Raw genomic sequence first — 26,240 nt, 5'->3', positions numbered from 1 at the left:
TGGCTCGTCATCAGTGGTCATTTCGCTCAAACGTCAGCTGAACGATCCTGCTGGGCAATCTGATTGATCGTATCGTTGTCAAGCAATCCCCGCAATACGCGCTGAAAGCCATCAACCGCATCAACACCCGCTTCGCGATACGCGGCAGCAAACCGCCGCCCTTGCAATGATGTCAGGCGCGTCTCCAGCGCCGTACCAGTCTCGGTCAGATAAAGCAGCCGCTGACGCCGGTCGGATGGCCCTTGCTTTTGGGTCACATATCCGTCTTTCATTAACCCAGATAGAACACGCGACAGGCTTTGCTTGGTAATACAAAGAATCGTCAAGAGGTCGCTGACTGTGATACCGGGATTGCGCCCAATGAAATAGATCGCCCGATGATGCGCCCGTCCCATGTTTTGTTCGGCCAAAATCGAGTCAGCTTCACCGGTAAAATCTCGGTAGGCAAAGAACATTAATTCAATGCCGCGACGCAATTCTTCCTCGCGAAGAAAAAGAGCCTTGCCAATTGGTTTTACGTCAGCCATGTTGACCAATAAGAAATTTGAGTGATAAGAAAGACCTTCAGTCTTTACCATGAAATGGCCGAAATGGAACCATTTAAATTCGTGAGAAAAATAGCTTTGACTGTTTTTAGGGAGAACATGATATGGCGTTAATTCCGTTTGATGATCGCGATGGTAGCATCTGGATGGATGGCGAGATTTTGCCATGGCGCGACGCGAAAACGCACACCTTAAGTCATGGATTGCATTACGCCAGTCTGGTGTTTGAAGGCGAGCGTGTTTATGCCGGGAAAATCTTTAAAGGCCGCGAACATACAGAGCGGCTTCGCAAATCTAGCAAAATGCTGGATTTTGATTTGCCGATCTCGGACGATGAGGTGGATGCCGCCAAGCAGGCTGTCCTTGATGCCAATAATATTGTCGATGGTTACGTGCGGGCATTCTGCTGGCGCGGTTCAGAGATGATGGCGATTTCGGCACAGCAAACGACGGCGCATTTGGCCATTGCGGCTTGGGAATGGCCTAGCTATTTCGATCCGGAAACAAAAATGAAGGGCATCACTCTTGATATTGCTAGCTGGAAGCGGCCATCGTCTGAGTCGGCGCCGGTTCATGCCAAGGCTGCCGGTCTTTACATGATTTGCACCCTGTCCAAACATGAGGCCGAGCGCAAAGGGTTTCAGGATGCGTTGATGATGGATTATCGCGGCTATGTGGCCGAGGCAACTGGTGCCAATGTGTTCTTTCTCGATGCAAATGGTACCTTGCACACGCCAATCGCCGATTGCTTTTTGAACGGTATCACCCGGCAGAGCGTGATCGAAATGGCAAGATCAATGCAGATCGAAGTGATTGAGCGCCATATCAAGCCCGAGGAACTGGCGTCAATGAAGGAATGTTTCCTGACCGGCACAGCCGCCGAGGTAACGCCGGTATCGCGGATTGGCGATTACCATTTCACCCCGGGTGATATCTGCCGAAAAATGGTTGAAGGCTATAGCGCATTGGTGCATGGCTAAGCGTGGCCTTGCAAATCGATAGGACTGATATATAACTTTATCTGAAAACCACTAGCCCGATGCGGCTGGTGGTTTTTTTACATCACCCGTTATGTTTTAGCCACCTGTAACGGGCGGGAAAAAGGCAATTTCGTCACGATCAGTGATCGGCGTTGTAAGATCACCGTAAACACGGTTCACCGCAACCCTTACCGCATCAAGATTTTCAAGTGCGGTTTTATGACCGGCTGATTTGCGAGTGATGTAAGGGATTAATGCGCCGACTGTATCAACGCCGTCGGGAATTGGCATATCCTCAAATGAGCAGCCAGTATGTTCCTTCAGCCAGGCAAAATACATAATCTTCATTGTTTTATGTCTCTTTTGTCATTTATCGTTGAGCGTCGATCATCATGCCGTTTAAGGCGCTATCTAACGCAGGCTAGTAACGTGACGCAGCGCGCCTTTGACATAGCCCGAACCTGTTTGCACGGTCAAAAGGGCTGCAACCCACAATAATGTCAGCCCGATCTCATGCGCAAAGGGAAAGCCGGGAAAGCCGGGCGCCCCCATCAGAAAGCCAAGCGCAAGAATTTGTGCGGTGGTTTTCCATTTTGCCAGCAGGGTAACTGGTGCCGAGATATTTTGTTTGGCCAAATATTCGCGCAACCCCGAAATCATAAATTCTCGGATAAGGATAATCAGAGCTGGTACGAGAAACAACCATCCGCTTGTCTCGACACTGGCAAGCGCCAGTAAAACCGCCGCGATTAACAGCTTGTCAGCAATTGGATCGAGCATTTCGCCAAACGGCGACTCAACCTTTAGCCGGCGTGCAATATATCCGTCGACATAATCGGTGACGCTGGCAATTGTATAGAGATAAAGCGCCAATTGATAATAAAGCGGTGCCACATCACTCCAGATCAATACCGCAATAAGCGGTGTGATGGCGATGCGCATAACGGTCATCCAATTTGGAAGCGAAGCGAGTGTGAACATGAATGCGCCTGCGATCCTTTTGCTGGAGGCCTTTTTAACAATCTAGCGCGATTAAAGGGTACGGTGAACCCCCCCCCTTTAGCTAGCTAGGTGCCACTATAGAACCAATCGTAGATTTGTTGAGCATATTTTTTCGAAATTCCTTCAACGGCTTCCAAATCGCTCAAGCCAGCTGCCGAAACCGCGCGTGCCGAGCCGAAATGTGCAAGGAGTGCCTTTTTGCGCTTTGGGCCGATGCCGGGCACTGCATCTAATGGGTTAGTGAATTCGGTCTTGGCGCGTTTGGCACGATGGGTGCCGATTGCATAACGATGTGATTCGTCACGAAGTCGCTGCAAGAAATGCATGGCGGCACTGTCGGGAGGCAAGGTAAAGCTTGGGCGGCCACGGATATGGAATTGTTCGCGTCCGGCGTGCCGATCCGGCCCTTTTGAAATCGCCACGACCGCAAGATCATTAATCCCCAGATCGTCAAGTGCCTGATGTACCGCCGATAGCTGGCCAACACCGCCGTCAATCATTAATAGATCTGGCCAATTGCCAGATTGGCGATCAGCGTCATCTTTTAGAGCGCGGGAGAAACGGCGGTGAATAACCTGACGCATCATCGCAAAATCATCACCGATGGCAGTGGCAAATTTGCCCTCATCCTTAATGTTAAACCGTCGATAAGCGCCTTTTTCAAACCCATCAGGTCCGGCAACAACCATGCCGCCAACAGCATGTTTCCCCTGAATGTGTGAATTATCATAGATTTCAATACGGTTCGGCGGTTCCTGAAGGTCGAGCACGGCCGCTAATTCGCGTAAAAGGCGGCGCTGTGACGAGGCATTGGCGAGGTGGCGTGACAATGCTTCTTCGGCGTTCTTTAGCGCCATGTCGGTAACCTTGCGACGATTGCCGCGAACCGGCTGGCTCAGCACGACCTTATGGCCGGCATTCCGGCTAAGCGCCTCGGCAAGCAGCAGGTGATCTTCGGGCATTTCGCTAAGCATGATCTCGGCAGGTGCTTCCTTATCTTCATAAAACTGACCAATAAAGGCGCCAATCACCTCATGCGCCGGAGTATCGGTAAGATGGGTCAGGAAGTATGAGCGATTGCCATAGTTGGAACCGCCACGAATAAAGAATATCTGAATACAGCTTCGCTCGCCACTGCGCGCGGCGGCGATGATGTCGGCGTCGCTAACGGTTGGCAGGTTGATATCTTGATTGGCCTGAATGCCGGTCAATGCGCGAATTCGATTACGCCAGATAGCAGCTTTTTCAAATTCCAGCGCTTCAGCGGCGGCGTGCATCCGGGCCGCATATTCACGCTGAACATCGGCTGACCCGCCATCTAAAAACCGACGTGCCTGCGCCATTTGTTTGGCATAATCCTCGCGACTGACCAGCCCAACACATGGCCCTGAACAGCGTTTTATCTGATATTGCAAACAGGGGCGTGTGCGGCCGGAAAATACATTGTCCGAACAGGTACGCAGCATAAAGGCACGCGCCAGATCGGCAACAGTGCGGTTAACCGAACCTGCCGAAGCAAATGGCCCGTAATAATCTCCCTTGCGGTTTTTTCGGCCGCGATGCTTGGTCAGCTGTCCAAATTCATGGTCGTCAGTCAGCAGGATTTGCGGCAGGCTTTTATCATCGCGAAGCAGAATATTATAGCGCGGCTTCATCTTCTTGATCAGGTTTGATTCAAGCAGCAGTGCCTCAATTTCCGACTTTGTGACGATGACTTCCAATTTCTTGGTCTCGCCAACCATTCGCATGATCCGGTTCGACAGACGGTTGGGCTGGGTATAGCTGGTGACCCGCCGAACGAGATTGCGCGCCTTGCCAACATACAGCACCTCGCCCGCCTCATTATGCATGCGGTAAACCCCGGGCTGACTTGGCAGCGTTTTTAGCTCGGATTTTAAATAGGTAATGCCGCGTTTTAAATTTGGCGGCATATTAAGGGCGTCATCCACAATGTTGATACCATCCTAGGGTTAACTGCTGTTGGTTTTGGCGGCGGCCTCTATGATGGTGCCACTATAAGAAATTTCTGCGGTAAAGTCATTGCCGCTAACGGGGGGATCACTGCCTCTTTTTTGCAGATCAGGCTGTCCAGACGCGGGCGCCATAGCGGGCGTTGTTAAACGAATTGGCTGTGGCGGGTGAAGGGTAATTCAGCGGCGGCGAATCAGGTGTGATAATGACACGAAAAAGCGAAAAATTGTTTTCCACGAAAGCTGGGGATAAACCTGTGGAAAAACCCTCAAAAATTTTTATGGCTTACTGTTTTTCTACAAAAAAATACTCTTTGCCTAAAAAATAGGCATAAAAATTTAAATGAATGAAAACAGTAAGTTAAAATATTTCAAGAGAGAAAACGGCTTAGATCAATGTAAATTTTACGGCGACATCCGCAAATTAGGGCATTTTCGCAGAACTTGTGCAAAACCATCACCGATTCGCCATCAGTTTATGACAATTATTGCATTTGCTGCAAAGCGGTGTGATCTAGAGGTGGCTTTGATTTTCAGCGCTGCTAGCGACGACGGCCACGTTTTTTGATTGGTGCGCCCGGGGTGCCGGCAGGAAACCCGTGTCGCTGCGCAATGGCGGCGGGAACGCCGGGTTCAAAAAGTCCAAGCTCGGCCGCTTCCATGCGTCTGATTTCGTCACGCAATCTTGCCGCTTCCTCGAATTCGAGATTGGCCGCCGCTGCTTTCATATTGGTTTCGAGATCGGCAATCACGGTTTTGAAGTTGCTGCCAATCAAGTCGCCTGATTTGGCACCAGCTTGTGGCGTTAAATGATCACCGCGTTCGAACACCGAGTCCAGTACATCAGCGATATCCTTGCGGATCGATTCGGGGGTAATGCCGTTGGCTTCGTTATAGGCGGTCTGGCGTGCGCGCCGCCGGTTCGTTTCATCAAGTGCATATTGCATCGAGTCGGTCACACGGTCACCATAGAGGATAACGCGCCCGTCGAGATTTCGCGCCGCCCTACCAATCGTCTGGATCAATGAGGTTTTCGAACGAAGGTAGCCTTCTTTATCGGCATCCAAAATTCCAACAAGCGCACATTCCGGAATATCCAGCCCCTCGCGGAGCAGGTTGATACCGATCAGCACATCAAAGACCCCAAGGCGCAGATCGCGCATAATCTCGATCCGTTCAAGCGTATCAATATCGGAATGCAAATAGCGTACGCGCAAGCCGGACTCATACATATATTCAGATAATGCCTCGGCCATCTTTTTGGTCAGGGTGGTGATGAGCGCGCGCTGTCCTTTGGCGGCAACATCACGGCATTCGGCAATGATATCATCAACCTGATTGATGGTTGGCCGGACGATACAGTCAGGGTCGATCAATCCGGTTGGGCGCACCACCTGTTCACTGAAAACGCCGCCGGTTCGCTCTAGCTCCCATGTGCCAGGCGTTGCTGAAACAAAAATCGTTTGCGGGCGAAAGGCCTCCCACTCCTCAAATTTCAACGGTCGGTTATCAAGGCATGATGGCAGCCTGAACCCATATTTTGACAAGGTCGATTTCCGCGCAAAGTCACCCTTGTACATCGCCCCAAGCTGGGGCACGGTGACATGGCTCTCATCAATGATCAAAAGCGCATTTTCTGGCAGATATTCAAATAAGGTCGGCGGTGGCTCGCCGGGCCCGCGTCCAGAAAGATAGCGCGAATAATTTTCAATTCCCGCACAAACGCCAGTGGCCTCGATCATTTCAACGTCAAATTGCGTTCGTTGTTCAATGCGCTGCGCCTCGAGCAACTGGTTATTGGCAGTAAAGACAGCGATCTGATCTTTTAGTTCCTGTTTGATCTGTTTGCAGGCTTGCTGCAATGTCGGTCGCGGTGTGACGTAATGCGAATTGGCAAAAATTGTGATGCTGTCGAGGCTGCCGTTTTTTGCGCCGGTCAATGGGTCAAACTCGAATATCGCTTCGATCTCATCACCAAAAAGTGAAATGCGCCATGCCCGATCTTCAAGGTGAGCGGGAAATAACTCAACCGAGTCGCCGCGCACCCGAAACGTACCACGGACAAAATTTGTGTCATTACGGCGATATTGCAATTCGGTGAGCTGGCGAAGCAGTTCCTGACGGGCAACGGTTTCACCCGTGGTAAGTTTTAACGTCATGCTGGAATAGGTTTCGACCGAACCGATACCATAAATACATGATACTGACGCAACAATGATTACGTCATCACGTTCAAGCAGCGCCCGCGTTGCCGAGTGGCGCATACGGTCGATCTGTTCATTAATTGATGATTCCTTTTCGATATAGGTATCCGAGCGTGGCACATAGGCCTCGGGCTGATAGTAATCATAATATGAGACAAAATATTCGACCGCGTTATTCGGAAAGAGCGAGCGCATCTCGCCATATAGCTGTGCTGCCAGAGTTTTGTTTGGCGCCAAAATCAGTGTCGGTCGCTTGATTTCTTGGATGACATGAGCGGCGGTAAAGGTTTTGCCTGATCCGGTAACCCCAAGCAGCACCTGATCGCGTTCACCTTCCTTAATGCCGGCAATCAATTCGGCAATCGCGGTTGGCTGGTCACCGGCAGGCTTAAACTCTGAGGTAAGGTCAAAATTTGCCGGGCCGCTTGAGCGGGTTATGATGAGGTTGTCGCTGCTGTTTTCGTCCATGTGGCATAAGATAGGCATCTTCTCGCCAAGAAGAAAGGGGGCACGGCGAAAAGCACTTGTTCTTGATGGCAAACCACCTCATAAATTTGAGAGACAAAGGGAGACCAGACCAATGGGCCTTATTTCTGACAGGCTTAATCGCATCGCACCATCACCAACCGTGTCGATAACCGACATGGCATTGAATATGAAGGCGGCGGGCCGCAAGGTAATCGGTCTTGCCGCCGGCGAGCCTGATTTTGACACGCCGCAGCATATCAAGGATGCGGCAATCGCGGCGATGCAGGCTGGCAAAACCAAATATACACAAGTCGATGGTATTCCTGAATTAAAGGCGGCTATTTGCCGTAAATTTACTCGCGAAAACAATATGGAATGCACCCCCGACATGATTTCGGTCGGTACCGGCGGTAAGCAAATCCTGTTTAACGCATTGATGGCCAGCCTCAACCCGGATGATGAAGTTATTATCCCGACGCCCTATTGGGTCAGCTTTGCCGGCATTGTTGAGCTGTGCGAGGCCAAGCCGGTCTTTGTGCAGGGCAGTGGTGCCAACCCGATGAAAATCAGTGCAGATGATCTAGAGGCGGCGATTACACCAAACAGCAAATGGTTAATCCTGAACAGCCCGTCAAATCCGGGTGGGGTTGGCTATAATGCTGATGATATTTTAGCCTTTGCCGAGGTCATGCGCCGCCATCCACATCTGCATCTGATCAGCGACGATATCTACGAGCATCTGGTCTATGATGATTTTCGCTTTACCACAATGGCGACAGTTGCACCGGACCTTCGGGATCGTATCTTGACGGTGAATGGCGTGTCGAAATCCTATTGCATGACGGGCTGGCGTATTGGTTATGGCAGCGGGCCGGTGCCTTTGATTAAGGCCATGGCAAAGGTTCAGTCACAATCAACGTCAAGCCCAAATTCGATTGCCCAATATGCGGCGATCGCGGCGCTCGACGGGCCGCTGGATTTCATGGATGAAAACCGCGCCGCCTTTGCGCGGCGACGGCAGATTGTCTGTGATGCGTTGAATGATATTGATGGCATTGATTGCCCGCGTCCTGATGGCGCGTTCTATGTTTACCCGTCGATCGCCAAGTTAATAGGCAGGAAGCGCCCCAATGGGCAAATGATCGAGACTGACAGTGATTTTGTCAGCTATCTACTTGAGGCTGGCGAAGTGGCTGTAGTGCCCGGCGTTGCTTTTGGCTTGTCGCCATATTTCAGAATTTCTTATGCGGCAGCCGATGATGTTTTGCTGGATGCGCTCGAACGTATTGCCAAAGTTACTGCCAGCCTGTCCTAAGACGTGCCAAAGCCGCGTATACCGAACCGCGTATGCAGGATCCAGTCTGATTACGGCTGATCAGGGGTGACTAATGATAGCATCATGCCGCATATTTGCCATATTGGTTGGGTATAGGTGATGGTATCACCAACGCCTTATCGCCGAAGGAGATAGTCAATGCTGATCAAAAAGCGCCCAAGCTGGGCTATGGCTGAAGCTGACGCCACCCCCGAACATATCTATTTGAATCGCCGAGACTGGTTGCGCGGCGCCGGATTTGCTGGCCTTGGGCTGGCCTCTGCCATGTCTGGTATCGGCGGATTTGCGGCCAGCGCGGCGGCAGGCATTGCCGGTTATCCGGCGCCGCGAAATCTGGCTTATCGGCTCGACCGCGATATCACGCCGGAAGAAGATGCAACAAGCTATACGAATTTTTATGAATTCGGATCGTCAAAAAATATCACCAGACGGGCGCAAAAGCTGATTACTGATCCTTGGATGGTCACAATTGACGGGCTGGTCGAGACCGAGTTGCAGCTCGATGCCGAAGATTTGATCGCGCGGGCAGGCGGATTAGAAGAACGGCTTTACCGGCATCGCTGTGTCGAGGCGTGGGCAATGGCTGTGCCGTGGAGCGGGGTGCCACTGGCAAAACTGGTCGCGCTAGCAAATCCAAGGGCTGAGGCTAAATATCTGCGAATGAAAACCTTCTTTGACCCCTCTATCGCCCCCGGGCAAAAGCAGGATTGGTACCCGTGGCCGTATGTTGAGGGCCTGACCCTTGACGAGGCGACAAATGAATTGGCTTTTCTTGCGACCGGTATTTATGGCAAGCCGATGCCGGCGCAAAATGGCGCGCCGATCCGGCTGGTTACACCGTGGAAATATGGCTTTAAATCAGTGAAATCCATTACCCGATTTACCTTTACTGATGAGCGCCCGGTCTCGTTCTGGGAACATCTTAATGCGCGCGAATATGGGTTTTGGGCGAACGTGAATCCAGATGTATCGCATCCGCGCTGGTCGCAAAAAACCGAACGGCTGCTTGGCAGCAACAAGAATGTACCAACCCAAATTTTCAACGGATATGGTGCCCAAGTTGCCAGCCTTTATGATGGAATGTTCCCGAATGACGGGCGCGCGCTATTTCACTAGAAACGGCACGAATAGCGACCCGATAACAGCGTGTATATGAGTGCGGCTCTGGCGGCTAGCGGCCAAGACGCATAAGGACAGCCTTGGCAATTTCGGGCATTTCATTAAGGGGCAAAAAGCCCTTTTTAGGCAGAGTGTCGGCCAGCGGCGCACAATGACCAGCCGCCATCATCGCATCATGGAACGCACCAATACGCCCGCTTTCACGCTGCCAGTCGGCAATTAGAACCGGCAGGCCTGTCACCGTCGCTTCTGATATCATATTCACCGAATCCGACGTCACAATCACCGCATCTGCAATGCCAAGAATGCCCGGATAGGGATTGTCATCATGCTGATCCAAGACCGCATAGCACGTTTTATCCAGACTGCTGGTCAGGCGATCTAGCAGATCGACAGGGGTTCGCCGCGAGGTAATCATGGCAAGGCTGGCACCGGTTTTAGCCGCAAATTTAGCCAATCTTGCAGCCATCTCGTCGGCCATGTCCGCCGAAATCCGATATCGTCGATTTGTTCCGCCAAGCATGACCGCCACCAATGGCGTGGGAAGCGATGTCCATTTGCTGGTAAGGCGTGCCGCAGCCTGTTTAATCTTGGCGGTATCCAACCTGTTCAATGATGCCAGACTGGTCACAATATTGGGGCCGCGGGCTGGGTCATGCTGCGGCACCACCAGAACGTCAAAATAATCTGGTGGAAGGCGTGGGTCTTGAATATGGATGGTGCGCGTATCAGCGCCGCCGGCCTTGCCAAGCCGCCGGATCGCGATGGATATTCCGGCCATACGCCTGCCGCAGGTGATGGCGATATCGGGCATCCCAGCGCTGAGATCGGGCTGGCCGGATGCTGGATGGCGCCCCGCATTTATCCCCGCACGCAGCCCCGCACGCAGCCAAGACAGCGGCAGAATGGCGGCAAGACGCGGAAACCGGCGCGCCCACCATGGCAGGGTTAAAATGACGTCGACAAGATTGGTTTGATTATGGGCATCAGCCGCCACCAATGCGTCGCCAAGCGCGATCGCCTGAAGACGCATTCCCGCGGTACCATCGCTTAAAACCCAGATCGTTGATCTGTTCGCTCGGGTTTCCTTTCGCGGTGTCTCGCGCGGTTCCCCGCGAACTCTAGTGCTAGATTTTGCACGGGGTTTGGATGGTCTGGATGCGGGCAAAACGATGCCTCCACTACGTCGAGTCTGATAACTATAAGTAACTTGGACGGGGGCTTCAGGCAATAATATTACGCAATAGCGCTTGTCGAACGGCATCTGCCGCGTCTATTATGGCGATGCTTACGGTAATGCTTCATTGATGCTGGCACTCTATTCATGGCTGAAAAAATTAAACTGGATATGGTTGATCGACAGATTTTGCATGATTTGCAAAATGATGGGCGGATGACCAATGTTGAGCTTGCAAAGCGGGCGGGCATTTCAGCACCGCCATGTCTTCGGCGTGTCCGGGCACTGGAAGATGCCAATATTATCAAAGGTTATCATGCAGATCTTGATCCTGATGCGCTTGGGTTTAGCGTGCAGGTTTTTGCCTTTGTGGGGCTAACCAGTCAGGCCGAAGCTGATTTGCAGGATTTCGAAAAGCTGGTATCGACATGGCCGCAGGTGCGCGAATGTCATATGCTGATGGGCGAGACTGATTTTCTGCTGAAAATTGTCGCGCATGATTGGGATGATTTCCAAAAATTCCTGACCGGTCATCTAACGCCGGCAAAAAATGTCAGCCATGTCAAAACTGCATTGGCAATCCGCTCGGCAAAACAGCTTGCCGGGGTACCAATTGACCGGCGCTAAACTGAACAGCCTTCAACTGACCGGCCCTAGCGACAGGTCAGGCGCTATAAATCGCCCGAATTAGACTTTGGTGATATCAAACAGCGCAATTGTCAGAATTTCATAAGAACGAAGACCACCAGGGGTTTGCACCTCAACCGAGTCGCCAACGCTTTTGCCAATAACCGCACGGGCAACCGGTGATGATGTCGAAATCATACGCTTGGAAATATCGGTCTCATAAGGCCCGACAATGTGATATAGCGACTCTTCGTCGGTTTCCTCATCGACCAGCCCAACACTTGTTCCGAATGTAACTTTCTCGCCGCTCAACTGCGCCGCATCAATAACCTCGGCGCGACTGGTTACGTCTTCCAATTCGGAAATACGCCCTTCGATGAATGATTGTTTTTCACGAGCAGCATGATATTCGGCATTTTCTGACAAATCACCATGTTCACGCGCGACGGCAATGGCATTAATCACCGCCTGCCGTTCGGTGCCCTTTAAATGCGCCAGCTCTTCTTTGATTGCGTTCAACCCTTGCGGGGTGAAAGGTATCTTTTCCATCGCTTTAATATCCGTTTACCCAGCTGCCGCAAGGCCGCCTTACACTGTCCTGATTGCCCAGATTAACTGCTAACGCTTAATATCTGCAAGATAATCCTGCAATGTACGAACGCCCAGTTGACCTTGCCGCAGGGCGCGGATTGCCTCAGCCGCCGCGCGGCTTCCCGAAACAGTTGTATAGTAGGGAATTTTGTTGGTTAAAGCGTTATGGCGAAGCGAAAAAGAATCCTTAATTGCGCCGGCACCTTTGGCTGTATTGAACACAAGTTGAATCTCGTCGGATAACATTGCGTCAACCGCGTGGGGACGGCCTTCCATCACCTTATTGATCCGCGTTGCTGGAACCCCTGCCGCGTTTAACGCATCAGTTGTGCCGCCAGTCGCAAGAATTTTAAAGCCATCATCAACAAGGTTACGACAAATCTCGACAAAGGCCGGCTTGTCCTCATCCTTGACCGAAATGAACACGGTACCAGAGAGCGGCAGTCCAACGCCTGCACCCAGCTGGCTTTTTGCAAATGCTGCACCGAAATTACGGTCAATGCCCATAACCTCGCCCGTTGATTTCATTTCCGGGCCAAGGAAGACATCAACACCGGGGAAACGGGCAAAGGGGAAAACCGCTTCTTTCACCGCAACATGGGGTAATTCAAGGTCTTTAAGATTGAAGCCAGCCAGTTTTTCGCCAGCCATCACGCGTGAGGCGATCTTGGCAAGTGGCACGCCAGTGGTTTTGGCAACGAACGGAACGGTCCGGCTGCCACGCGGGTTGACTTCAAGAAGGTAAATCTTGTCCTCGCGGATTGCGAACTGAATATTCATCAAGCCAACTACATTCAGGGCAAAAGCCAGCTCTGAGGTCTGCCGCCTGATCTCGGCAAGAATCTCGTCCGATAGGTGTTGCGGCGGCAATGAGCAAGCAGAATCGCCAGAATGGATACCAGCTTCCTCGATATGTTCCATGATGCCGCCAATATAGACATCGCTGCCATCACATAGCGCATCGACATCCACCTCGATGGCGTTATTCAAGAAGCGGTCAATCAGTACCGGATTGCTGCCCGATACCACAACCGCATCGCGCATATAGCGTTCGAGATCAGCCATCTGGTGAACGACCTCCATCGCGCGCCCCCCAAGCACGTATGATGGGCGGATAACGACCGGCAGGCCAATCCGCTCGACAATGGTGCGGGCTTCTTCGGCTGAATGGGCGATGCCATTTTCTGGCTGCAATAAATTCAACTTTTGCAAAAGCTGCTGGAAGCGTTCGCGGTCTTCGGCAAGGTCGATCGCATCGGGGCTGGTGCCCAGTATTGGGATGCCTTCAGCCTCAAGAGCTGCGGCAATTTTCAACGGGGTTTGCCCTCCAAGCTGGACAATAACGCCGCGTAGATCACCATTTTCGGCCTCGCGCTTGATCACCGAGATGACGTCTTCGTCGGTCAAGGGCTCAAAGTAAAGCCGATCGGATGTGTCATAATCGGTTGATACTGTTTCCGGATTACAGTTGATCATGATGGTTTCATAGCCGGCATCAGACAGCGCATAGCAGGCATGAACACAGCAATAGTCAAATTCAATCCCTTGGCCGATCCGGTTCGGTCCGCCGCCAAGAATGACAATCTTTTTCTTGTCGCTTGGGTCGGACTCACACTCGGCCTGATCGCTGGCCTCGTAGGTTGAATACATATAGGCGGTATCAGACGCAAATTCGGCGGCACAGGTATCAATGCGTTTATAGACAGGCGTGACCCCTGCCGCCTGCCGCATCGCGCGCACATACGCCGGTTCAAGCTTGGCAAGCTCGGCAAGGCGGCTATCGGCAAAGCCAAGTGATTTCAAATGACGCAAGGACGTAGCATCATCGGGCAAGCCGTTCTCGATCACTGCATTTTCCGCATCAAGAATTGCCGCAATTCGTTCAAGGAACCAAATATCCCAGCTGGTTGCGGCGTGAACCTCGGCGATTGACATACCGCTGCGCAATGCCATTGCAATGCGCAAAATCCGGTTTGGTACCAGCTCGCCAAGCCATCCGCGAAGCGGGTCTTCGCCAAGCGTGCTGTCCGGTGCAGGCATTTCAACCGGATTCAGACCAGTCAGGCCGATTTCCATTGAACGAAGCGCTTTTTGTAGACTTTCTTCAAAGGATCGGCCAACCGCCATCGCCTCACCAACCGATTTCATTGAGGTCGAAAGATTCTGTTCGGCACCGGCGAATTTTTCAAATGTGAAGCGCGGGATTTTGGTCACGACATAATCAATCGTTGGCTCAAAGCTAGCCGGTGTAACGCCGGTAATATCATTGACCAATTCGTCAAGCCGATAGCCAACCGCCAGTTTGGCCGCAACCTTGGCAATAGGAAAACCGGTTGCCTTAGAGGCAAGGGCTGATGAGCGGCTAACCCGGGGGTTCATCTCGATCACAATAACGCGGCCCGTATCCGGACAGACGGCAAACTGCACATTCGAGCCGCCAGTATCAACGCCAATTTCACGCAATACGGCAAGCGAGGCATCGCGCAGTACCTGATATTCCTTGTCAGTCAGGGTCAGGGCAGGAGCCACTGTTACCGAGTCCCCAGTGTGAACGCCCATCGGATCAATATTTTCAATTGAACAGATGATAATGCAATTGTCGGTTGTGTCGCGCACAACCTCCATTTCAAATTCTTTCCAGCCGAGAAGTGATTCTTCGATCAGAACTTCAGAAACGGGCGACAGGCGCAGGCCGTTACTAACGATGGTTTCGAACTCGGCGCGGTTATAGGCAACGCCGCCGCCTTCGCCGCCAAGGGTGAATGATGGGCGGATAATCGCCGGTAGCCCGACCTTATCAAGCGCCGTTAACGCATCCTCAAAATTGTTAACGGTGCTGGCCCGCGCACATTCAAGCCCGATCCGCTGCATTGCCAAACGGAACAATTCGCGGTCTTCGGCCATCTCGATTGATGCGGTACGCGCGCCAATCATCTCGACGCCATATTTTTCCAGCGTCCCGTCATTATAAAGCGATAATGCAGTGTTTAGCGCGGTTTGGCCGCCCATCGTCGGCAATAGCGCATCCGGACGCTCGGCCTTGATGATCTTGGCGACGGTCGCCGGTGTAATCGGCTCGATATAAGTGGCGTCGGCCATTTCCGGATCGGTCATGATCGTCGCTGGGTTCGAGTTGACCAGAATAACCCGGTAGCCGTCAGCCTTTAGGGCTTTACAGGCCTGTGCACCGGAATAATCGAACTCGCAAGCCTGACCAATAACAATGGGGCCAGCGCCGATAATAAGAATAGATTTGATATCGTTACGGCGCGGCATCGTTAATCTCTCGTCTTTTCCATCATGTCGGTAAATCGTTCAAAAAGGTAGCGCGAATCATGTGGGCCGGGCGATGATTCGGGGTGATATTGAACGCAAAAAGCAGGTTTGCTGGTGTGACGCAGCCCCTCGACAGATTGGTCGAAAAGCGAGATATGCGACACTTCCAATTCTGCGGGAAGGCTGTCAGGGTCCACCACAAAGCCATGATTCTGGCTGGTAATTTCGATCTTGCCAGTCGCAAGGTCTTTGACCGGATGGTTGGCACCGCGGTGACCGCGTTCCATTTTATGGGTTTTCGCACCAAGCGCCAGCGCCATCAATTGATGGCCAATACAGATGCCAAAGACGGGCATGTTTTTTTCGATCAGCTTGGCAATTTGCGGGCCGGCATATGCTGCGGTCGCGGCCGGATCACCAGGCCCATTTGATAGGAAAACCCCATCAGGCTGCAATGCCAAAATCTCATCGGCTGTGGTTTCAGCAGGGACAACATGAACCGCGCATCCGGCATCTTCTAGACAGCGCAGAATATTGTGTTTGCAGCCAAAATCCATGGCGACAACTTTGTATTTTGCGGGCGTTTCAAGATGCGCGCCCTGATCCATCTGCCAGCTGCCCTGATGCCAGTCATGGGCTTTATCGGTGGTGACCTCAATTGCGAGATCCATGTTTTTAAGCCCGGGCCACGCGGCCGCTTGAGCCTTTAAGGCGTCGAGATCAATCTTGCCGTCGGGCGCATGACAAAGCGCCCCGCGCGGCGCGCCAAGGTCGCGGATGCGGCGCGTCAGCGCGCGCGTGTCAATACCGCTGATCCCGGGTAAATTATGGGTTTTCAGCCAGCTATCAAGGCTGCTTGTCGCTCGCCAGCTGGCAGGATTGGTTACCGCCTGCCGGACGATTAACCCCAGCGCTGTGGGCTTGCCAGTTTCAAAATCCTGATCATTGGCACCAACATTCCCGATATGCGGAAAGGTAAAGGTGATGATCTGCCCAGCATATGACGGATCTGTCAGGATTTCCTGATATCCAGTCATTGATGTGTTGAAACAGATTTCGCCAACATTAGTGGTGGCGGCACCGAATCCGTAACCGGTGAAGACGGATCCATCTTCAAGAACGAGGGCTGCTGTCGGGTTTTCCCGGTTGGCGCGAAGCGCAGCAAAATACTGGCCAGACGTAATTTTCTGCCCCATTTGATCCCACATCCTGTTATAAAAGCCGCGTGGTTCAGCCCGTGTCTGCCAAACGGCAGTGGTGATACCGCAGCCTGCTGCATTGGTCAAGCCAAAGCGGAAGGGCTTGCGGCATTTGTCAGAGTCGCGTATAAGCGCGCTGACGATTTGGGGGGGACTTTCCCGACTTTGATTTACAGGGGAACGCTAAAATCATGCGCGAAAATATTGCAGCAGCAATGAAGCAAGCATTAAAAAACAAGGATCAGGCTGCGCTTGGTACCATGCGGCTGATCATGGCTGCCCTGAAAGACCGTGATATCGCCGCAAGAGGTAATGGCAACCCTGATGGGATCAGTGACGATGATATCCTTGGCCTGCTGCAGACCATGATCAAGCAGCGGACAGAATCGGCCAAGATGTATCGTGATGGTGACCGGCCGGAGCTTGCGGATGCCGAAGAAGCCGAGATCGCCATCATTAAGGGGTTTCTGCCAGCCCAGCTGGATGACGCCGAAATGCAGGCGGCGATATCGGCAGCGATAGACGAAACCGGCGCATCGTCGGTCAAGGATATGGGGCAGGTGATGGGCTATCTGAAAGGCAATTATGCAGGACAGATGGATTTTTCTGCGGCTAGTCAGGCAGTTAAGACAGCCCTGATGGCAAAGGATTAGGATCTTCAGAGGCGCTGAGGCACATTCCAGCAATCATGTGAAACATTGCCTGCCGCCAAATAATGGCAAGATTACTGGCCCCATTCAAGATTACTGGCGCCATTATTGGCTTCACTCGAAGGTCTTTCGAGCCTCACTCAAAATGATCGAATATTGGGGCCGAATATTGCGGCCACTTGCCATGAAATTTGATGGTTTTGCCGCGGCAGTCTATGATAACGGTATGAATATTGGGGTTGATGCGCCCCGTCGATGACCAACCGGCTAAATTAGTAAGCGGAGCTTTGAATTATGGCGGTGCCGCCCGAATTTATCGAAGATCTTCGTCAGCGTGTGCCGCTATCGGATGTTGTTGGGCGCCGGGTCAAACTTGTGCGCAAAGGGCGCCGTCATAGCGGCCTATGCCCCTTTCACTCGGAAAAAACCCCATCTTTTTCCGTAGTTGATGATGATGGTTTTTACCATTGTTTCGGCTGCGGTGTGCATGGTGATGCGATCTCGTTTCTGCGTGAGATGGATGGGTTGGAATTCATGGAAGCCGTTGAGCGGCTTGCCGAAATGGCCGGCTTGGCCATGCCTTGGAGCGCGCTACAAGATGTTGCGGCATCGCGCCAGCGCAAGGCAGCACTTGATATTCTTGAAGAAACAACCCTGTTTTTCGAAGCGACTTTGCGCCGTGACGAAGGCCGTGATGCAACGCGCTATCTAAAACAGCGCGGGCTGGATGCGGCCACTGTTAAGACCTATCGGATTGGCTATTCACCGCGAAGCGGGTTGCGCGCTGCGCTAACGGATAAGGGGTTCTCCGACGATGATATGCTTGCTGCTGGTGTGATCCGTAAATCGGACCGTGATGGCAGCCTGTTTGATTATTTTCGTGATCGCGTCATGTTCCCGATCGAAAACCGGCAAGGCAAAGTCATTGCATTCGGGGCGCGGGCGCTAGGCGATGCCCAACCCAAATATCTGAATTCGGGCGAGGGGTCGACCTTTTCCAAAAAGGCGGTGCTTTACGGATGGGTGCAGGCGCGTGAAGGATTGCGGCGTAATCTACCACTGGTTGTTGCAGAAGGTTACATGGACGTGATTGCCATTCACCGGAGTGGTGCGGCCGCGGCGGTGGCGCCGCTGGGGACAGCATTAACCGCCGAGCAGATTGCGCTATTATGGAAGCTGCATGATGAACCGGTATTGTGTTTTGATGGTGATACCGCTGGCCAGCGCGCGCAAATGCGGGCACTTGAGAGGATATTACCGCTTTTAGAACCGGGGCGTTCGGCGCGCTTGGCGGTGCTGCCTGAGGGCACTGATCCGGATGATTTGATCGCCGCAAGCGGGCCGGAAGGGTTTCGCAAAGTGATCAGCACTGCACGCGCATTGGTTGATAGTCTTTGGGAACGAGTAGGGGCCGAATTTGACGTGCGCCAGCCCGAAACACGGGCGCAATTCTGGCAAGCGGTTCGCGGCTATGTCCGCAGTATCGGCAATAATCAGGTGCGCAGCGCGTATGGCGATGAAATTGAAAGCCGAATCGCTGCGATGCGTAATCAAATCCGCGGGGTATCGTCGGTGGTCGCCCCGCGACGCACACCGCGGCCGCAAACCGGATTAATTAATCGGCATCGGGCGGTGCTGGCACTGTTATTGGCGCATCCTTCGCTGGTTTCTGCGAATTTTGAGACATTGTCGATGCTGGATTCGGGGGATCAAGCACTCGAAAGCCTGAAAAAAGCACTTATTGACGCGGTAATCCGTGATCCAGACCTTGACGCCGCAGCGATAAGCTATCATTTACAAGGATTGAATTTGGGTGATGTGTTAGCGGCAGTGACGGGGGATGACATGAAAGCCAGATTGCCATTTGATCCGGTTGCGCTGGCAAGCGATCAAGCCGCGATACATCTAGATGAACTACTTCAACTTGTCGGCGGTAAGTCCGGGCTGTTTTCACAGACCGGTGCCCCAAAAAATAGATAATAACGGGCCACCGCCCACAGCGATGACAACATCGCCACTTGAATGACATTTGATGCAACAATGCCGGGGCAAGCACCTCCGGTTGCGTGCCAAGCCGGATAGGAACATGAGCAACAAGATGGCCAGTAAAGCAAAAAAACAAGCCGAACCTGATCAGAATACCCCAGAGGCAGCCGAAGCGGCCAGCCTTGACGCTGCTCAGCAAACCATCAAGACCTTGATGAAGCTTGGCAAGGAACGCGGATTTGTCACGCATGATGAATTGAATGCGGCGCTTCCTGCCGAGGATTACACGTCCGAGCAGATTGACGATGTGATGTCATCTCTAAGCGAAATGGGCGTGTCTGTTGTCGATAGCGCCGAGAGCGATAGTGACGAGGATGAGGCATCAGAAGACGGCCGCGCCGCCGGTAACCTGTCAGATAGCGATGTGTCGGGAACAGATGATCCGGTAAGGATGTATCTGCGTGAGATGGGCAGTGTTGAGCTGTTGTCGCGCGAGGGCGAAATTGCCATTGCCAAACGTATTGAGGCTGGCCGCGAGATGATGATTGGCGGCATTTGCGAGTCGCCATTGACCATTCGTGCATTGCTGCATTGGCGTGACCAGATCGCCGATGGCGTTGTGCCGCTTCGCGATATCATAGATCTTGAGGCAACCTATGCCAAGATTAACGGTAACCCGCTGATCGACCAGAACACGATCAACCCGCTTGAAGATGATATTCCGGATGATGATCTGGAAGATGATGAGGTTGAGGAAGAAGATGTCGATGACGAGGATGATGACAGTGGTGATAGCGATACCGACACATCGACCCGTGACTCGCATAATGACAATGACGAAAATGACGATCTGAACCTGTCGCTTGCCGCCTTGGAAGATGCGGTTCGTGACGATGTGATGACGCTTCTTGATGAGATTGGTACGGCCTATAAGGCGTTTGTGAAAAGTCAGGATCGTCGCCTTGCCCGGATGACAAAGGAACAACCGCTGGTTGCCAAGAGCGAAGCGGCACATTTCGAAATTAAGGTCAAGCTGTGCGGATTGATGGAAGGGGTGATTTTCAACCCCAACCGGATTGAAGCCTTGAGCGAGCAGGTTTTTACCCTGAACCGTCATTTCACCCAGATCGAAGGCCGGTTGATGCGGCTTGCCACCGATAGCGGTGTGACCCGGGCACAGGTTCTTGATGCTTGGAACGGCCGCGAAGTATGTGAAGATTGGCCCGGCAGTGGCTATAACAACAAGGCGTGGAAAAAGCTGTTGGCGGGGAACGCCGACGAGATTGCCGAGTTGCGCGACAAGATCAAGCTTGTGGTCGATGATGTGGGGCTGTCTATCCCTGAATTCCGTGAAGTGATCCAGACCATCCAGCGCGGCCAGCGCGAGGCGGCACGAGCCAAACGCGAGATGGTTGAGGCTAATTTGCGGCTGGTGATCTCGATCGCCAAGAAATATACCAATCGCGGCCTCCAGTTCCTTGATCTGATTCAAGAGGGCAATATCGGCCTGATGAAAGCCGTTGATAAATTCGAATATCGGCGCGGCTATAAATTTTCGACCTATGCCACATGGTGGATCAGGCAGGCGATTACCCGGTCGATTGCCGATCAGGCGCGCACGATCCGTATCCCGGTTCATATGATCGAAACGATCAACAAGCTGGTACGGACATCGCGTCAGATGCTGCATGAAATTGGCCGCGAGCCAACGCCAGAAGAATTGGCAGAAAAGCTGTCAATGCCCATTGATAAAGTGCGCAAGGTTTTAAAGATCGCAAAAGAACCAATCAGCCTTGAGACCCCGATCGGCGATGAAGAAGATAGCCATCTCGGTGATTTCATCGAGGATAAAAACGCTGTTCAACCGCTTGATGCGGCGATCCATGCGAATTTGCGTGAAACCACAACGCGGGTTCTGGCCAGCCTTACCGCGCGTGAAGAGCGGGTGCTGCGGATGCGGTTTGGCATTGGCATGAATACCGACCATACGCTTGAAGAAGTGGGTCAACAATTTAGCGTGACGCGCGAGCGGATCCGGCAGATCGAGGCAAAGGCGCTTCGTAAGTTGAAGCATCCGTCACGTTCGCGCAAACTGCGTAGCTTCCTCGAAAGCTAGGCAAGATAGCAGGCCTGAAAGGGCCGCTTGTCGAGGGGATCAGGTGCGGGGATGAAGGCTGGCAATTTGGCCGGCGGAACGAACCGCAATCAAAGGTGGGGCCTGTAGTTCAATTGGTTAGAACCCACGGCTCATAACCGTGTTGTTGCAGGTTCGAGTCCTGCCGGGCCCACCAACCCTTGCTTCCAAATACCCAGCCACCGTCGATTAGAATGTTGCAGATAACGAAGTGGCACCATCAACAGGCTTAATGTTTCTCGCCGCGTGCCATCAGCCAAAGTCCGGCTGATGTAACGAGCAGCCCAGCCAGCCCGTTCAATGTCAAACCCTCACCAAAAACAAACCAAGCGATCAACATAGTCACCGGCGGCACGAAATATTGCAGTGCCGAAACCCGTGTCGCCGCGAGTGTACGGATGAGGTGGAACATCAACCCATAGGCACCAACCGACGCAATTACTGCCAGCCAAATTACCCCAAGGAATAGTTCAATCCGCCAGTCAGCAGCGAAGTTCTCAAATTGTTGTGCGAGCGGCAGTAGAAGCAGAACCGTCAACGCGCCCTGCCAGAAAAGTGACGTAAAAATCGGCATATCTGGCTCTGATGTCAAAGATGTGTTTGCAGCTATTTCCAGCTTTATCGAAGCGCGGCGGCGTTCCCAAAGGGTGACAAAGGTCAGGCTGGCGGTTGCTAGCACAGGAAGTGCGTAGACCCATAACGCCGCCCCAGAGGCACCACTGTCAGCACCAATAAAGATTACCACCCCGGCAAAGCCAACACCGACCCCAACCCATTGAAGGATGCTATTTCGTTCGTTGAGGAAAAGTGGAGCAAGTAGCGCGGTAAATGCCGGTTGCATCGCTGCGATAAGCGCAGCTGCGCCAGCGCCAATGCCAAATTCCAAGGCCTTTGAGATAGCGATCAGCCAGACAAAATGTGCCCAAAAGCCAGTTAAAAAAGTCCCAGCATTCGGACGCCGCCATTCACCGCGCCAGGTGACAATAAGACCGACGACGACAATGACCAGCGCATAGCGCCAGAACAACAGCGTAAACGTCCCAGCAAGCGGCACCGCAAGCTTTGCCCCAATATATCCAGAGCTCCAAAATAAGAGGAACAGTGCCTCGTCACGGCGAAGAAAGGTCATCATAGGCATCCCCAGTTTGCTGTGATGTCGCCGCAGAAACTAAACCCAAAAACGTCGAGTGAAGATTGGCATAATGAGATGAATTTTCTGTTAACCCCGGGCAACGGGCCGTCACTGAAGACATCAGGCCATGCCGTCTATGACCAAGCGGCCTGTAAACGCCAGCAGTTAAAACCAGCATTTTGTTTAAAAGTTTAATCTAATTAACCTAACCCAAATGCCTTATGCGTCAATCAGGCTGGCGCGTGGCAAAGGAGGCTATGTTACGCAAATGCGATTGGTGGCTAATTTCGGGCCTTTAACAAGGCGGTTGTTGATAACGCCGTCACTGATAGAGCAAATCTTTGCAAGATGGCGCGTGCTGGAAATATCGCTGGCCGGAGGGTTGCTGATGGCGGTGCTATCCGCACCATCAGCCGCTGCAAAATCGGTTTTCATGGTTTGTAACGGCTTGTTTGAAATTGAACAGATGCGTGGCGAAAATGCCGAAACCGATTCATTTCAAGGCGCGGTCTATGTCACGGTCGATGTTGACGGTGGTGACGTATCGCGGGTGCGCATGGTTCCCATTGAGCGCAGTCGCCGTTTGCCAGCCTTTGATTTTATCCAGAATGCACCGCTTTCACCCAATGGCGATATTATTGATTTTGTGGCAAGTGATGATGATCTGCGGATCAGCAAGACATCGCAGTCAGGCCCAATGGTCTATGCCGTTGTTGGTGATGACCCCTATGTCGAGACCCCGACAAATGCGCATGAAATGACTGTTCAGCTAAATCGCATTTCGGGCCGCGTGCAGGTCGATTGGCATTGGCATGAAGTGCGCGATTTTCTGCCGGTTGGCGCCATTCGCAGCATCAAAAAACGCTATAGTGATCACAAATCATTCGCCGCCGATTGTGATGTGATGCAGCAGCGGCTATTTTAGTCATAAGCCAGATTGCTGATCAAAAAACAGGTGATGCGAAATGGTCTAGGCGGCGCGGCCCTCGGCGGTGGCATAGATCAGGGCCTCGATAAACAGATCCTTGTTCGATGATAGTGGCACCAGCTTGATATCTTCGTCCAAATGCAGGTCAATCTTGGTCGCGCCTGCATTTTGGGCGCGCGCCTCGGCGAGCTGTTTGGCAGCAATGCGCGCCGTCGCAAGCGCGTCATCAAGGCTGGATTTATCCAGCGGGCCATCGGGAAGGTGAACGCGAAATTTGGATTCGGCCGGCTGGGTGATCGAAATCATCACACGCTGGCGAACCGATCCGGCGGCCGCACCAACCGCCCCGGCAACATCGGCATGATCAGGCACGCTTAACTGAACCCCCATCGCGGCGGCGATTGGCGGGTAATGCGTTGCAGCCGATGCGCCAAGCGCGATAAGATCGCTGTTCAATGACACTTTTACCGACACCAGCGGCTGCGCAGGCGGATTGCTGTTTTCCGGTGCCGCACGAAAAGATTGCGCCAGAATAGCGTTATTCGATATCGCCGCTTCGCCGCCGCCTTCATGCGCCAAAGCTGCATCCATAAGCGCCAATATCGAACGCCGATGCAATTCGCCAAGCGTCATTTCCGCCAGCGTCATTGGTGATGCTGCAATCGCAACACCAGCACCATTTCGTTGACGCGCCATTAATTTTGCGCCAAGCATTGCCGCCTCGCTATCAAATTCAGTAAAGGCGCTGGTAACATGGGCGGCATCGGTCGGGGTAAAGCTGGACAGGCCAAGAAGGCCGCGGCTGATCAACCGGTCAACGGCACCAAGCGCCAATTGGGTCGCGGCCAGTTCGGCAACCGGCGATGGGCCGGCAGCAATAGCCTTTTCGGCCAGCCGGATCTCAGATCGGGTAAGCCATTTTGGCACCCCATCAGGCATGATCGGGAACACAAAGCGCGCATCAGTTGCCATGGGTACAGCCAGATCAAGCTGGCTGGCAAGATGGGTCTTTATCTGAGGCCAGCGCATTGCCAATAATGACAGCGGCGTTGCCCGCCGCGGGCCAAGTGTTAGCCCGCCAGTGCGCCCGCGCAAGATCGGCGTTACCTCGCTATCGCCGCCAAGCCCACAGGTGCGGATCTCGGCCGCCTCGACCATAGTCTGCCAGCCGCCAACAAATGCCCCGTCTTGCTTGAGGCGCGGTGTGCCATTATGCAAAAAAGCAATATCGGTCGTGGTGCCGCCGATATCGGCAATCAACGCGGTTTTAGCACCGGCCAAAAACGCGGCGCCAGATAGGCTGGCCGCTGGCCCCGATAGCACTGTTTCAACCGGACGTGATCGGGCAAAATCGGCTTGGAGCAGCGATCCATCACCCTTTACCACCATTAGCGGGCAAGCCAACCCCGCCGCATCCATGATCGACTGGGTGGCGGCAATTAACCGTTCCAGCAAATTAATCAGACGAGCATTTAACACGGCGGTAAGCGCCCGTCTTGGGCCACCCAGTGATGAAGATAATTCATGACTGCAGGTAATCGGTAGGCCGGTAATGTCGCGCAGCATATCGCGGGCTTCGGTCTCGTGAAGCGGGTTGCGCGTGGCAAAATGACCGGCAACAGCAAAGGCGGATACTTCTGATTTCAGGCGCTGTGCTGCGGCTTCTAGCGCGGCGATGTCAAGCGGTTCCTGAATACCACCATCGGGCCGGTGACCGCCGGTAATGAAATGCACCGGATCTTGGCCTAGGGCACGGGCTAGATCGGCGCGTTCAAGTGCCATCTCGTCAAAACCGATCAAGAACAGGCCAACGCGGCCACCAACACCCTCGACAACGGCGTTAGTGGCAAGCGTTGTTGACAGCGAGACCATGCCAATATCAGCCGGTGCCCCGTCATAGGCAGCCAGTACCTTGGCAATGGCACCACCAAGCCCAACCGACAAATCATCGCGGGTTGTTAGGGCCTTGCCAGTTGCCAGAACAACGCCCCGATCAACATCAAGAAGAGCTGCATCAGTATAGGTGCCGCCAGTATCAAGGCCGATTACAAGTGACATGGCATTCCTTTTCTGAGCTTGGCTTTTTGGGGCATCGCTCTGCTGGCGTCATCATCTTTTATGCAGCGTGTTTGGCAAAAAAGGCCAGAATCCAGCCGGCCACCATTTTGCCGTCATGTGGGGTGGTCAAGGATTGACGCGCCGCTTGAATGCAGTCAGCACCTGCCTTTGGTGTCAGCAAATCTGCAAGCGCATCAGTATAATCAACGTCAAATTCCGGATGCCCTTGAACAGCAAATACGTTATCGCTGATGGCAAAGGCAGCGTTGGCACAATGTGCGGCGCTGGCGATTGGCCGCGCACCATCTGGAAGGCGGGTCACCTGATCTTGATGAACATGAATGAGGTTAATCGTCTCGGCCTTGTTATCAATCCAGTCCGGATGGTCAAGCATGGTCATTTCTTTTACGCCTATGCCCCAGCCATGATCCCATTTCTGGGCATGACCGCCCAGCGAATGGGCGATGATCTGATGGCCAAAACAGACCCCGACAAGCGGCTTGCCGGCAGCGTGAATCTGGTGAATAAGGGTCATTAATTTTGGAATGAACGGCGCGTCATCATAAACGCCATAGGCCGAACCCGACACCAGAAAACCGTCATAATCATTGATATCTTGCGGAAACACATCATCAACCACCGCCAGCGTGGTAAAGTGAAATGTCTTGCCCTGCGGCAGGCTGGTGAAGAGCGCGCTGAACATATCATTGTAATCTTGAAAGCGTGCTGGCATGGCTTTGTTGGTATGACCCGCCAAAAGAATTGCGATATGCATGCGCTTGGTTTCCTATCAAATTTAACACTCGCCGTGCTTTGGCGTCCCTTGCTGGCGTTTGCCTTGATGGCGTTTGCCGTATG

Annotated in this window: 20 protein-coding genes and 1 tRNA gene; 9 read left to right on the top strand and 12 right to left on the bottom strand. The window is 52.9% G+C overall.

Annotation, left to right across the window (positions count from 1 at the left end; all coding sequences use genetic code 11):
* Positions 1 to 26: 26 nt before the first annotated feature.
* Positions 27 to 527, bottom strand: a complete 501-nt coding sequence (locus AB8881_03715) for a MarR family winged helix-turn-helix transcriptional regulator (GenBank protein XDZ64000.1) — start codon at positions 525 to 527, stop codon at positions 27 to 29.
* Positions 528 to 649: 122 nt separating this feature from the next.
* Between AB8881_03715 and AB8881_03710 the strand changes: the two genes are divergently transcribed.
* The gene (locus AB8881_03710; GenBank protein XDZ63999.1) at positions 650 to 1,525 is read left to right on the top strand and encodes a branched-chain amino acid aminotransferase; all 876 of its coding nucleotides are present in this window, start codon (positions 650 to 652) and stop codon (positions 1,523 to 1,525) included.
* A 96-nt stretch (positions 1,526 to 1,621) separates the two neighbouring features.
* Here the strand turns inward: AB8881_03710 and moaD are convergent, their stop codons facing one another.
* From moaD to uvrB, 4 genes are all read right to left on the bottom strand, one after another.
* Entirely contained in the window at positions 1,622 to 1,873 is a 252-nt protein-coding gene (moaD, locus tag AB8881_03705) for a molybdopterin converting factor subunit 1 (GenBank protein ID XDZ63998.1), read from the bottom strand.
* 63 nt (positions 1,874 to 1,936) lie between these two features.
* The gene (gene pgsA, locus AB8881_03700; protein ID XDZ63997.1) at positions 1,937 to 2,506 is read right to left on the bottom strand and encodes a CDP-diacylglycerol--glycerol-3-phosphate 3-phosphatidyltransferase; all 570 of its coding nucleotides are present in this window, start codon (positions 2,504 to 2,506) and stop codon (positions 1,937 to 1,939) included.
* An 86-nt stretch (positions 2,507 to 2,592) separates the two neighbouring features.
* Positions 2,593 to 4,476, bottom strand: a complete 1,884-nt coding sequence (gene uvrC, locus AB8881_03695; protein XDZ63996.1) for an excinuclease ABC subunit UvrC — start codon at positions 4,474 to 4,476, stop codon at positions 2,593 to 2,595.
* A gap of 563 nt (positions 4,477 to 5,039) precedes the next feature.
* On the bottom strand, positions 5,040 to 7,169 hold the full coding sequence (uvrB, locus tag AB8881_03690; protein ID XDZ64503.1) for an excinuclease ABC subunit UvrB: 2,130 nt from the start codon (positions 7,167 to 7,169) through the stop codon (positions 5,040 to 5,042).
* A 112-nt stretch (positions 7,170 to 7,281) separates the two neighbouring features.
* Between uvrB and AB8881_03685 the strand changes: the two genes are divergently transcribed.
* Entirely contained in the window at positions 7,282 to 8,484 is a 1,203-nt protein-coding gene (locus AB8881_03685; GenBank protein ID XDZ63995.1) for a pyridoxal phosphate-dependent aminotransferase, read from the top strand.
* Positions 8,485 to 8,643: 159 nt separating this feature from the next.
* On the top strand, positions 8,644 to 9,621 hold the full coding sequence (gene msrP, locus AB8881_03680) for a protein-methionine-sulfoxide reductase catalytic subunit MsrP (GenBank protein XDZ63994.1): 978 nt from the start codon (positions 8,644 to 8,646) through the stop codon (positions 9,619 to 9,621).
* 55 nt (positions 9,622 to 9,676) lie between these two features.
* Here msrP and AB8881_03675 read toward each other — a convergent pair whose 3' ends face one another.
* Complete coding sequence (locus tag AB8881_03675) at positions 9,677 to 10,657, bottom strand: mitochondrial fission ELM1 family protein (GenBank protein ID XDZ63993.1); 981 nt, start codon at positions 10,655 to 10,657, stop codon at positions 9,677 to 9,679.
* A gap of 291 nt (positions 10,658 to 10,948) precedes the next feature.
* Here AB8881_03675 and AB8881_03670 point away from each other — a divergent pair, with 291 nt between their 5' ends.
* Positions 10,949 to 11,428: an Lrp/AsnC family transcriptional regulator gene (locus AB8881_03670; GenBank protein ID XDZ63992.1), complete on the top strand. Its 480-nt coding sequence runs from the start codon at positions 10,949 to 10,951 to the stop codon at positions 11,426 to 11,428.
* Positions 11,429 to 11,488: 60 nt separating this feature from the next.
* On the opposite strand, the gene greA is transcribed toward AB8881_03670, so the two are convergent.
* From greA to carA, 3 genes are all read right to left on the bottom strand, one after another.
* Entirely contained in the window at positions 11,489 to 11,977 is a 489-nt protein-coding gene (greA, locus tag AB8881_03665; GenBank protein XDZ63991.1) for a transcription elongation factor GreA, read from the bottom strand.
* 69 nt (positions 11,978 to 12,046) lie between these two features.
* Positions 12,047 to 15,295: a carbamoyl-phosphate synthase large subunit gene (gene carB, locus AB8881_03660; protein ID XDZ63990.1), complete on the bottom strand. Its 3,249-nt coding sequence runs from the start codon at positions 15,293 to 15,295 to the stop codon at positions 12,047 to 12,049.
* Positions 15,296 to 15,297: 2 nt separating this feature from the next.
* A complete protein-coding gene (gene carA, locus AB8881_03655) occupies positions 15,298 to 16,491 on the bottom strand; it encodes a glutamine-hydrolyzing carbamoyl-phosphate synthase small subunit (GenBank protein ID XDZ63989.1) in 1,194 nt (397 codons plus the stop codon).
* 194 nt (positions 16,492 to 16,685) lie between these two features.
* Between carA and AB8881_03650 the strand changes: the two genes are divergently transcribed.
* The 4 genes from AB8881_03650 (at position 16,686) to AB8881_03635 (ending at position 21,421) form a co-directional block, all read left to right on the top strand.
* Positions 16,686 to 17,147, top strand: a complete 462-nt coding sequence (locus AB8881_03650; protein XDZ63988.1) for a GatB/YqeY domain-containing protein — start codon at positions 16,686 to 16,688, stop codon at positions 17,145 to 17,147.
* A 291-nt stretch (positions 17,148 to 17,438) separates the two neighbouring features.
* Complete coding sequence (dnaG, locus tag AB8881_03645) at positions 17,439 to 19,124, top strand: DNA primase (protein XDZ63987.1); 1,686 nt, start codon at positions 17,439 to 17,441, stop codon at positions 19,122 to 19,124.
* Between the two features lie 118 nt (positions 19,125 to 19,242).
* On the top strand, positions 19,243 to 21,246 hold the full coding sequence (gene rpoD, locus AB8881_03640) for an RNA polymerase sigma factor RpoD (protein XDZ64502.1): 2,004 nt from the start codon (positions 19,243 to 19,245) through the stop codon (positions 21,244 to 21,246).
* A 98-nt stretch (positions 21,247 to 21,344) separates the two neighbouring features.
* Positions 21,345 to 21,421: transfer RNA gene (locus AB8881_03635), tRNA-Ile, on the top strand.
* 72 nt (positions 21,422 to 21,493) lie between these two features.
* Here the strand turns inward: AB8881_03635 and AB8881_03630 are convergent.
* The gene (locus AB8881_03630) at positions 21,494 to 22,396 is read right to left on the bottom strand and encodes a DMT family transporter (GenBank protein XDZ63986.1); all 903 of its coding nucleotides are present in this window, start codon (positions 22,394 to 22,396) and stop codon (positions 21,494 to 21,496) included.
* A gap of 214 nt (positions 22,397 to 22,610) precedes the next feature.
* On the opposite strand from AB8881_03630, the gene AB8881_03625 reads away from it, so the two are divergent.
* Positions 22,611 to 23,321 carry a hypothetical protein gene (locus AB8881_03625; protein ID XDZ63985.1) on the top strand — a complete coding sequence of 237 codons (711 nt, stop codon included), beginning with the start codon at positions 22,611 to 22,613 and terminating at the stop codon, positions 23,319 to 23,321.
* A 45-nt stretch (positions 23,322 to 23,366) separates the two neighbouring features.
* On the opposite strand, the gene AB8881_03620 is transcribed toward AB8881_03625, so the two are convergent.
* Positions 23,367 to 25,382, bottom strand: a complete 2,016-nt coding sequence (locus tag AB8881_03620) for a hydantoinase/oxoprolinase N-terminal domain-containing protein (GenBank protein ID XDZ63984.1) — start codon at positions 25,380 to 25,382, stop codon at positions 23,367 to 23,369.
* A 58-nt stretch (positions 25,383 to 25,440) separates the two neighbouring features.
* Positions 25,441 to 26,157 (bottom strand): type 1 glutamine amidotransferase, encoded by a 717-nt coding sequence (locus tag AB8881_03615; GenBank protein ID XDZ63983.1) that lies wholly within the window; start codon positions 26,155 to 26,157, stop codon positions 25,441 to 25,443.
* Positions 26,158 to 26,240 lie beyond the last annotated feature (83 nt).

Source organism: Alphaproteobacteria bacterium LSUCC0396, assembly GCA_041228345.1.
Lineage (GTDB): Bacteria > Pseudomonadota > Alphaproteobacteria > Puniceispirillales > Puniceispirillaceae > UBA3439.
The sequence above is the reverse complement of the archived record's forward strand: the minus strand, read 5'-3'. Positions and strand labels throughout refer to the sequence as shown.

What these genes read in the sequence shown, in the direction of transcription:
- AB8881_03710 (XDZ63999.1), top strand. Translation starts at nt 650, where the DNA reads ATGGCGTTAATTCCGTTTGATGATCGCGATGGTAGCATCTGGATGGAT.
- AB8881_03675 (XDZ63993.1), bottom strand. Translation starts at nt 10,657, where the DNA reads ATGCGTCTTCAGGCGATCGCGCTTGGCGACGCATTGGTGGCGGCTGAT.
- AB8881_03650 (XDZ63988.1), top strand. Translation starts at nt 16,686, where the DNA reads ATGCGCGAAAATATTGCAGCAGCAATGAAGCAAGCATTAAAAAACAAG.
- carA (XDZ63989.1), bottom strand. Translation starts at nt 16,491, where the DNA reads ATGGGGCAGAAAATTACGTCTGGCCAGTATTTTGCTGCGCTTCGCGCC.
- pgsA (XDZ63997.1), bottom strand. Translation starts at nt 2,506, where the DNA reads ATGTTCACACTCGCTTCGCTTCCAAATTGGATGACCGTTATGCGCATC.
- carB (XDZ63990.1), bottom strand. Translation starts at nt 15,295, where the DNA reads ATGCCGCGCCGTAACGATATCAAATCTATTCTTATTATCGGCGCTGGC.
- AB8881_03685 (XDZ63995.1), top strand. Translation starts at nt 7,282, where the DNA reads ATGGGCCTTATTTCTGACAGGCTTAATCGCATCGCACCATCACCAACC.
- dnaG (XDZ63987.1), top strand. Translation starts at nt 17,439, where the DNA reads ATGGCGGTGCCGCCCGAATTTATCGAAGATCTTCGTCAGCGTGTGCCG.
- AB8881_03615 (XDZ63983.1), bottom strand. Translation starts at nt 26,157, where the DNA reads ATGCATATCGCAATTCTTTTGGCGGGTCATACCAACAAAGCCATGCCA.
- rpoD (XDZ64502.1), top strand. Translation starts at nt 19,243, where the DNA reads ATGGCCAGTAAAGCAAAAAAACAAGCCGAACCTGATCAGAATACCCCA.
- greA (XDZ63991.1), bottom strand. Translation starts at nt 11,977, where the DNA reads ATGGAAAAGATACCTTTCACCCCGCAAGGGTTGAACGCAATCAAAGAA.
- AB8881_03620 (XDZ63984.1), bottom strand. Translation starts at nt 25,382, where the DNA reads ATGTCACTTGTAATCGGCCTTGATACTGGCGGCACCTATACTGATGCA.
- AB8881_03625 (XDZ63985.1), top strand. Translation starts at nt 22,611, where the DNA reads ATGCCTTATGCGTCAATCAGGCTGGCGCGTGGCAAAGGAGGCTATGTT.
- AB8881_03670 (XDZ63992.1), top strand. Translation starts at nt 10,949, where the DNA reads ATGGCTGAAAAAATTAAACTGGATATGGTTGATCGACAGATTTTGCAT.
- uvrB (XDZ64503.1), bottom strand. Translation starts at nt 7,169, where the DNA reads ATGGACGAAAACAGCAGCGACAACCTCATCATAACCCGCTCAAGCGGC.
- AB8881_03715 (XDZ64000.1), bottom strand. Translation starts at nt 527, where the DNA reads ATGGCTGACGTAAAACCAATTGGCAAGGCTCTTTTTCTTCGCGAGGAA.
- moaD (XDZ63998.1), bottom strand. Translation starts at nt 1,873, where the DNA reads ATGAAGATTATGTATTTTGCCTGGCTGAAGGAACATACTGGCTGCTCA.
- AB8881_03630 (XDZ63986.1), bottom strand. Translation starts at nt 22,396, where the DNA reads ATGATGACCTTTCTTCGCCGTGACGAGGCACTGTTCCTCTTATTTTGG.
- msrP (XDZ63994.1), top strand. Translation starts at nt 8,644, where the DNA reads ATGCTGATCAAAAAGCGCCCAAGCTGGGCTATGGCTGAAGCTGACGCC.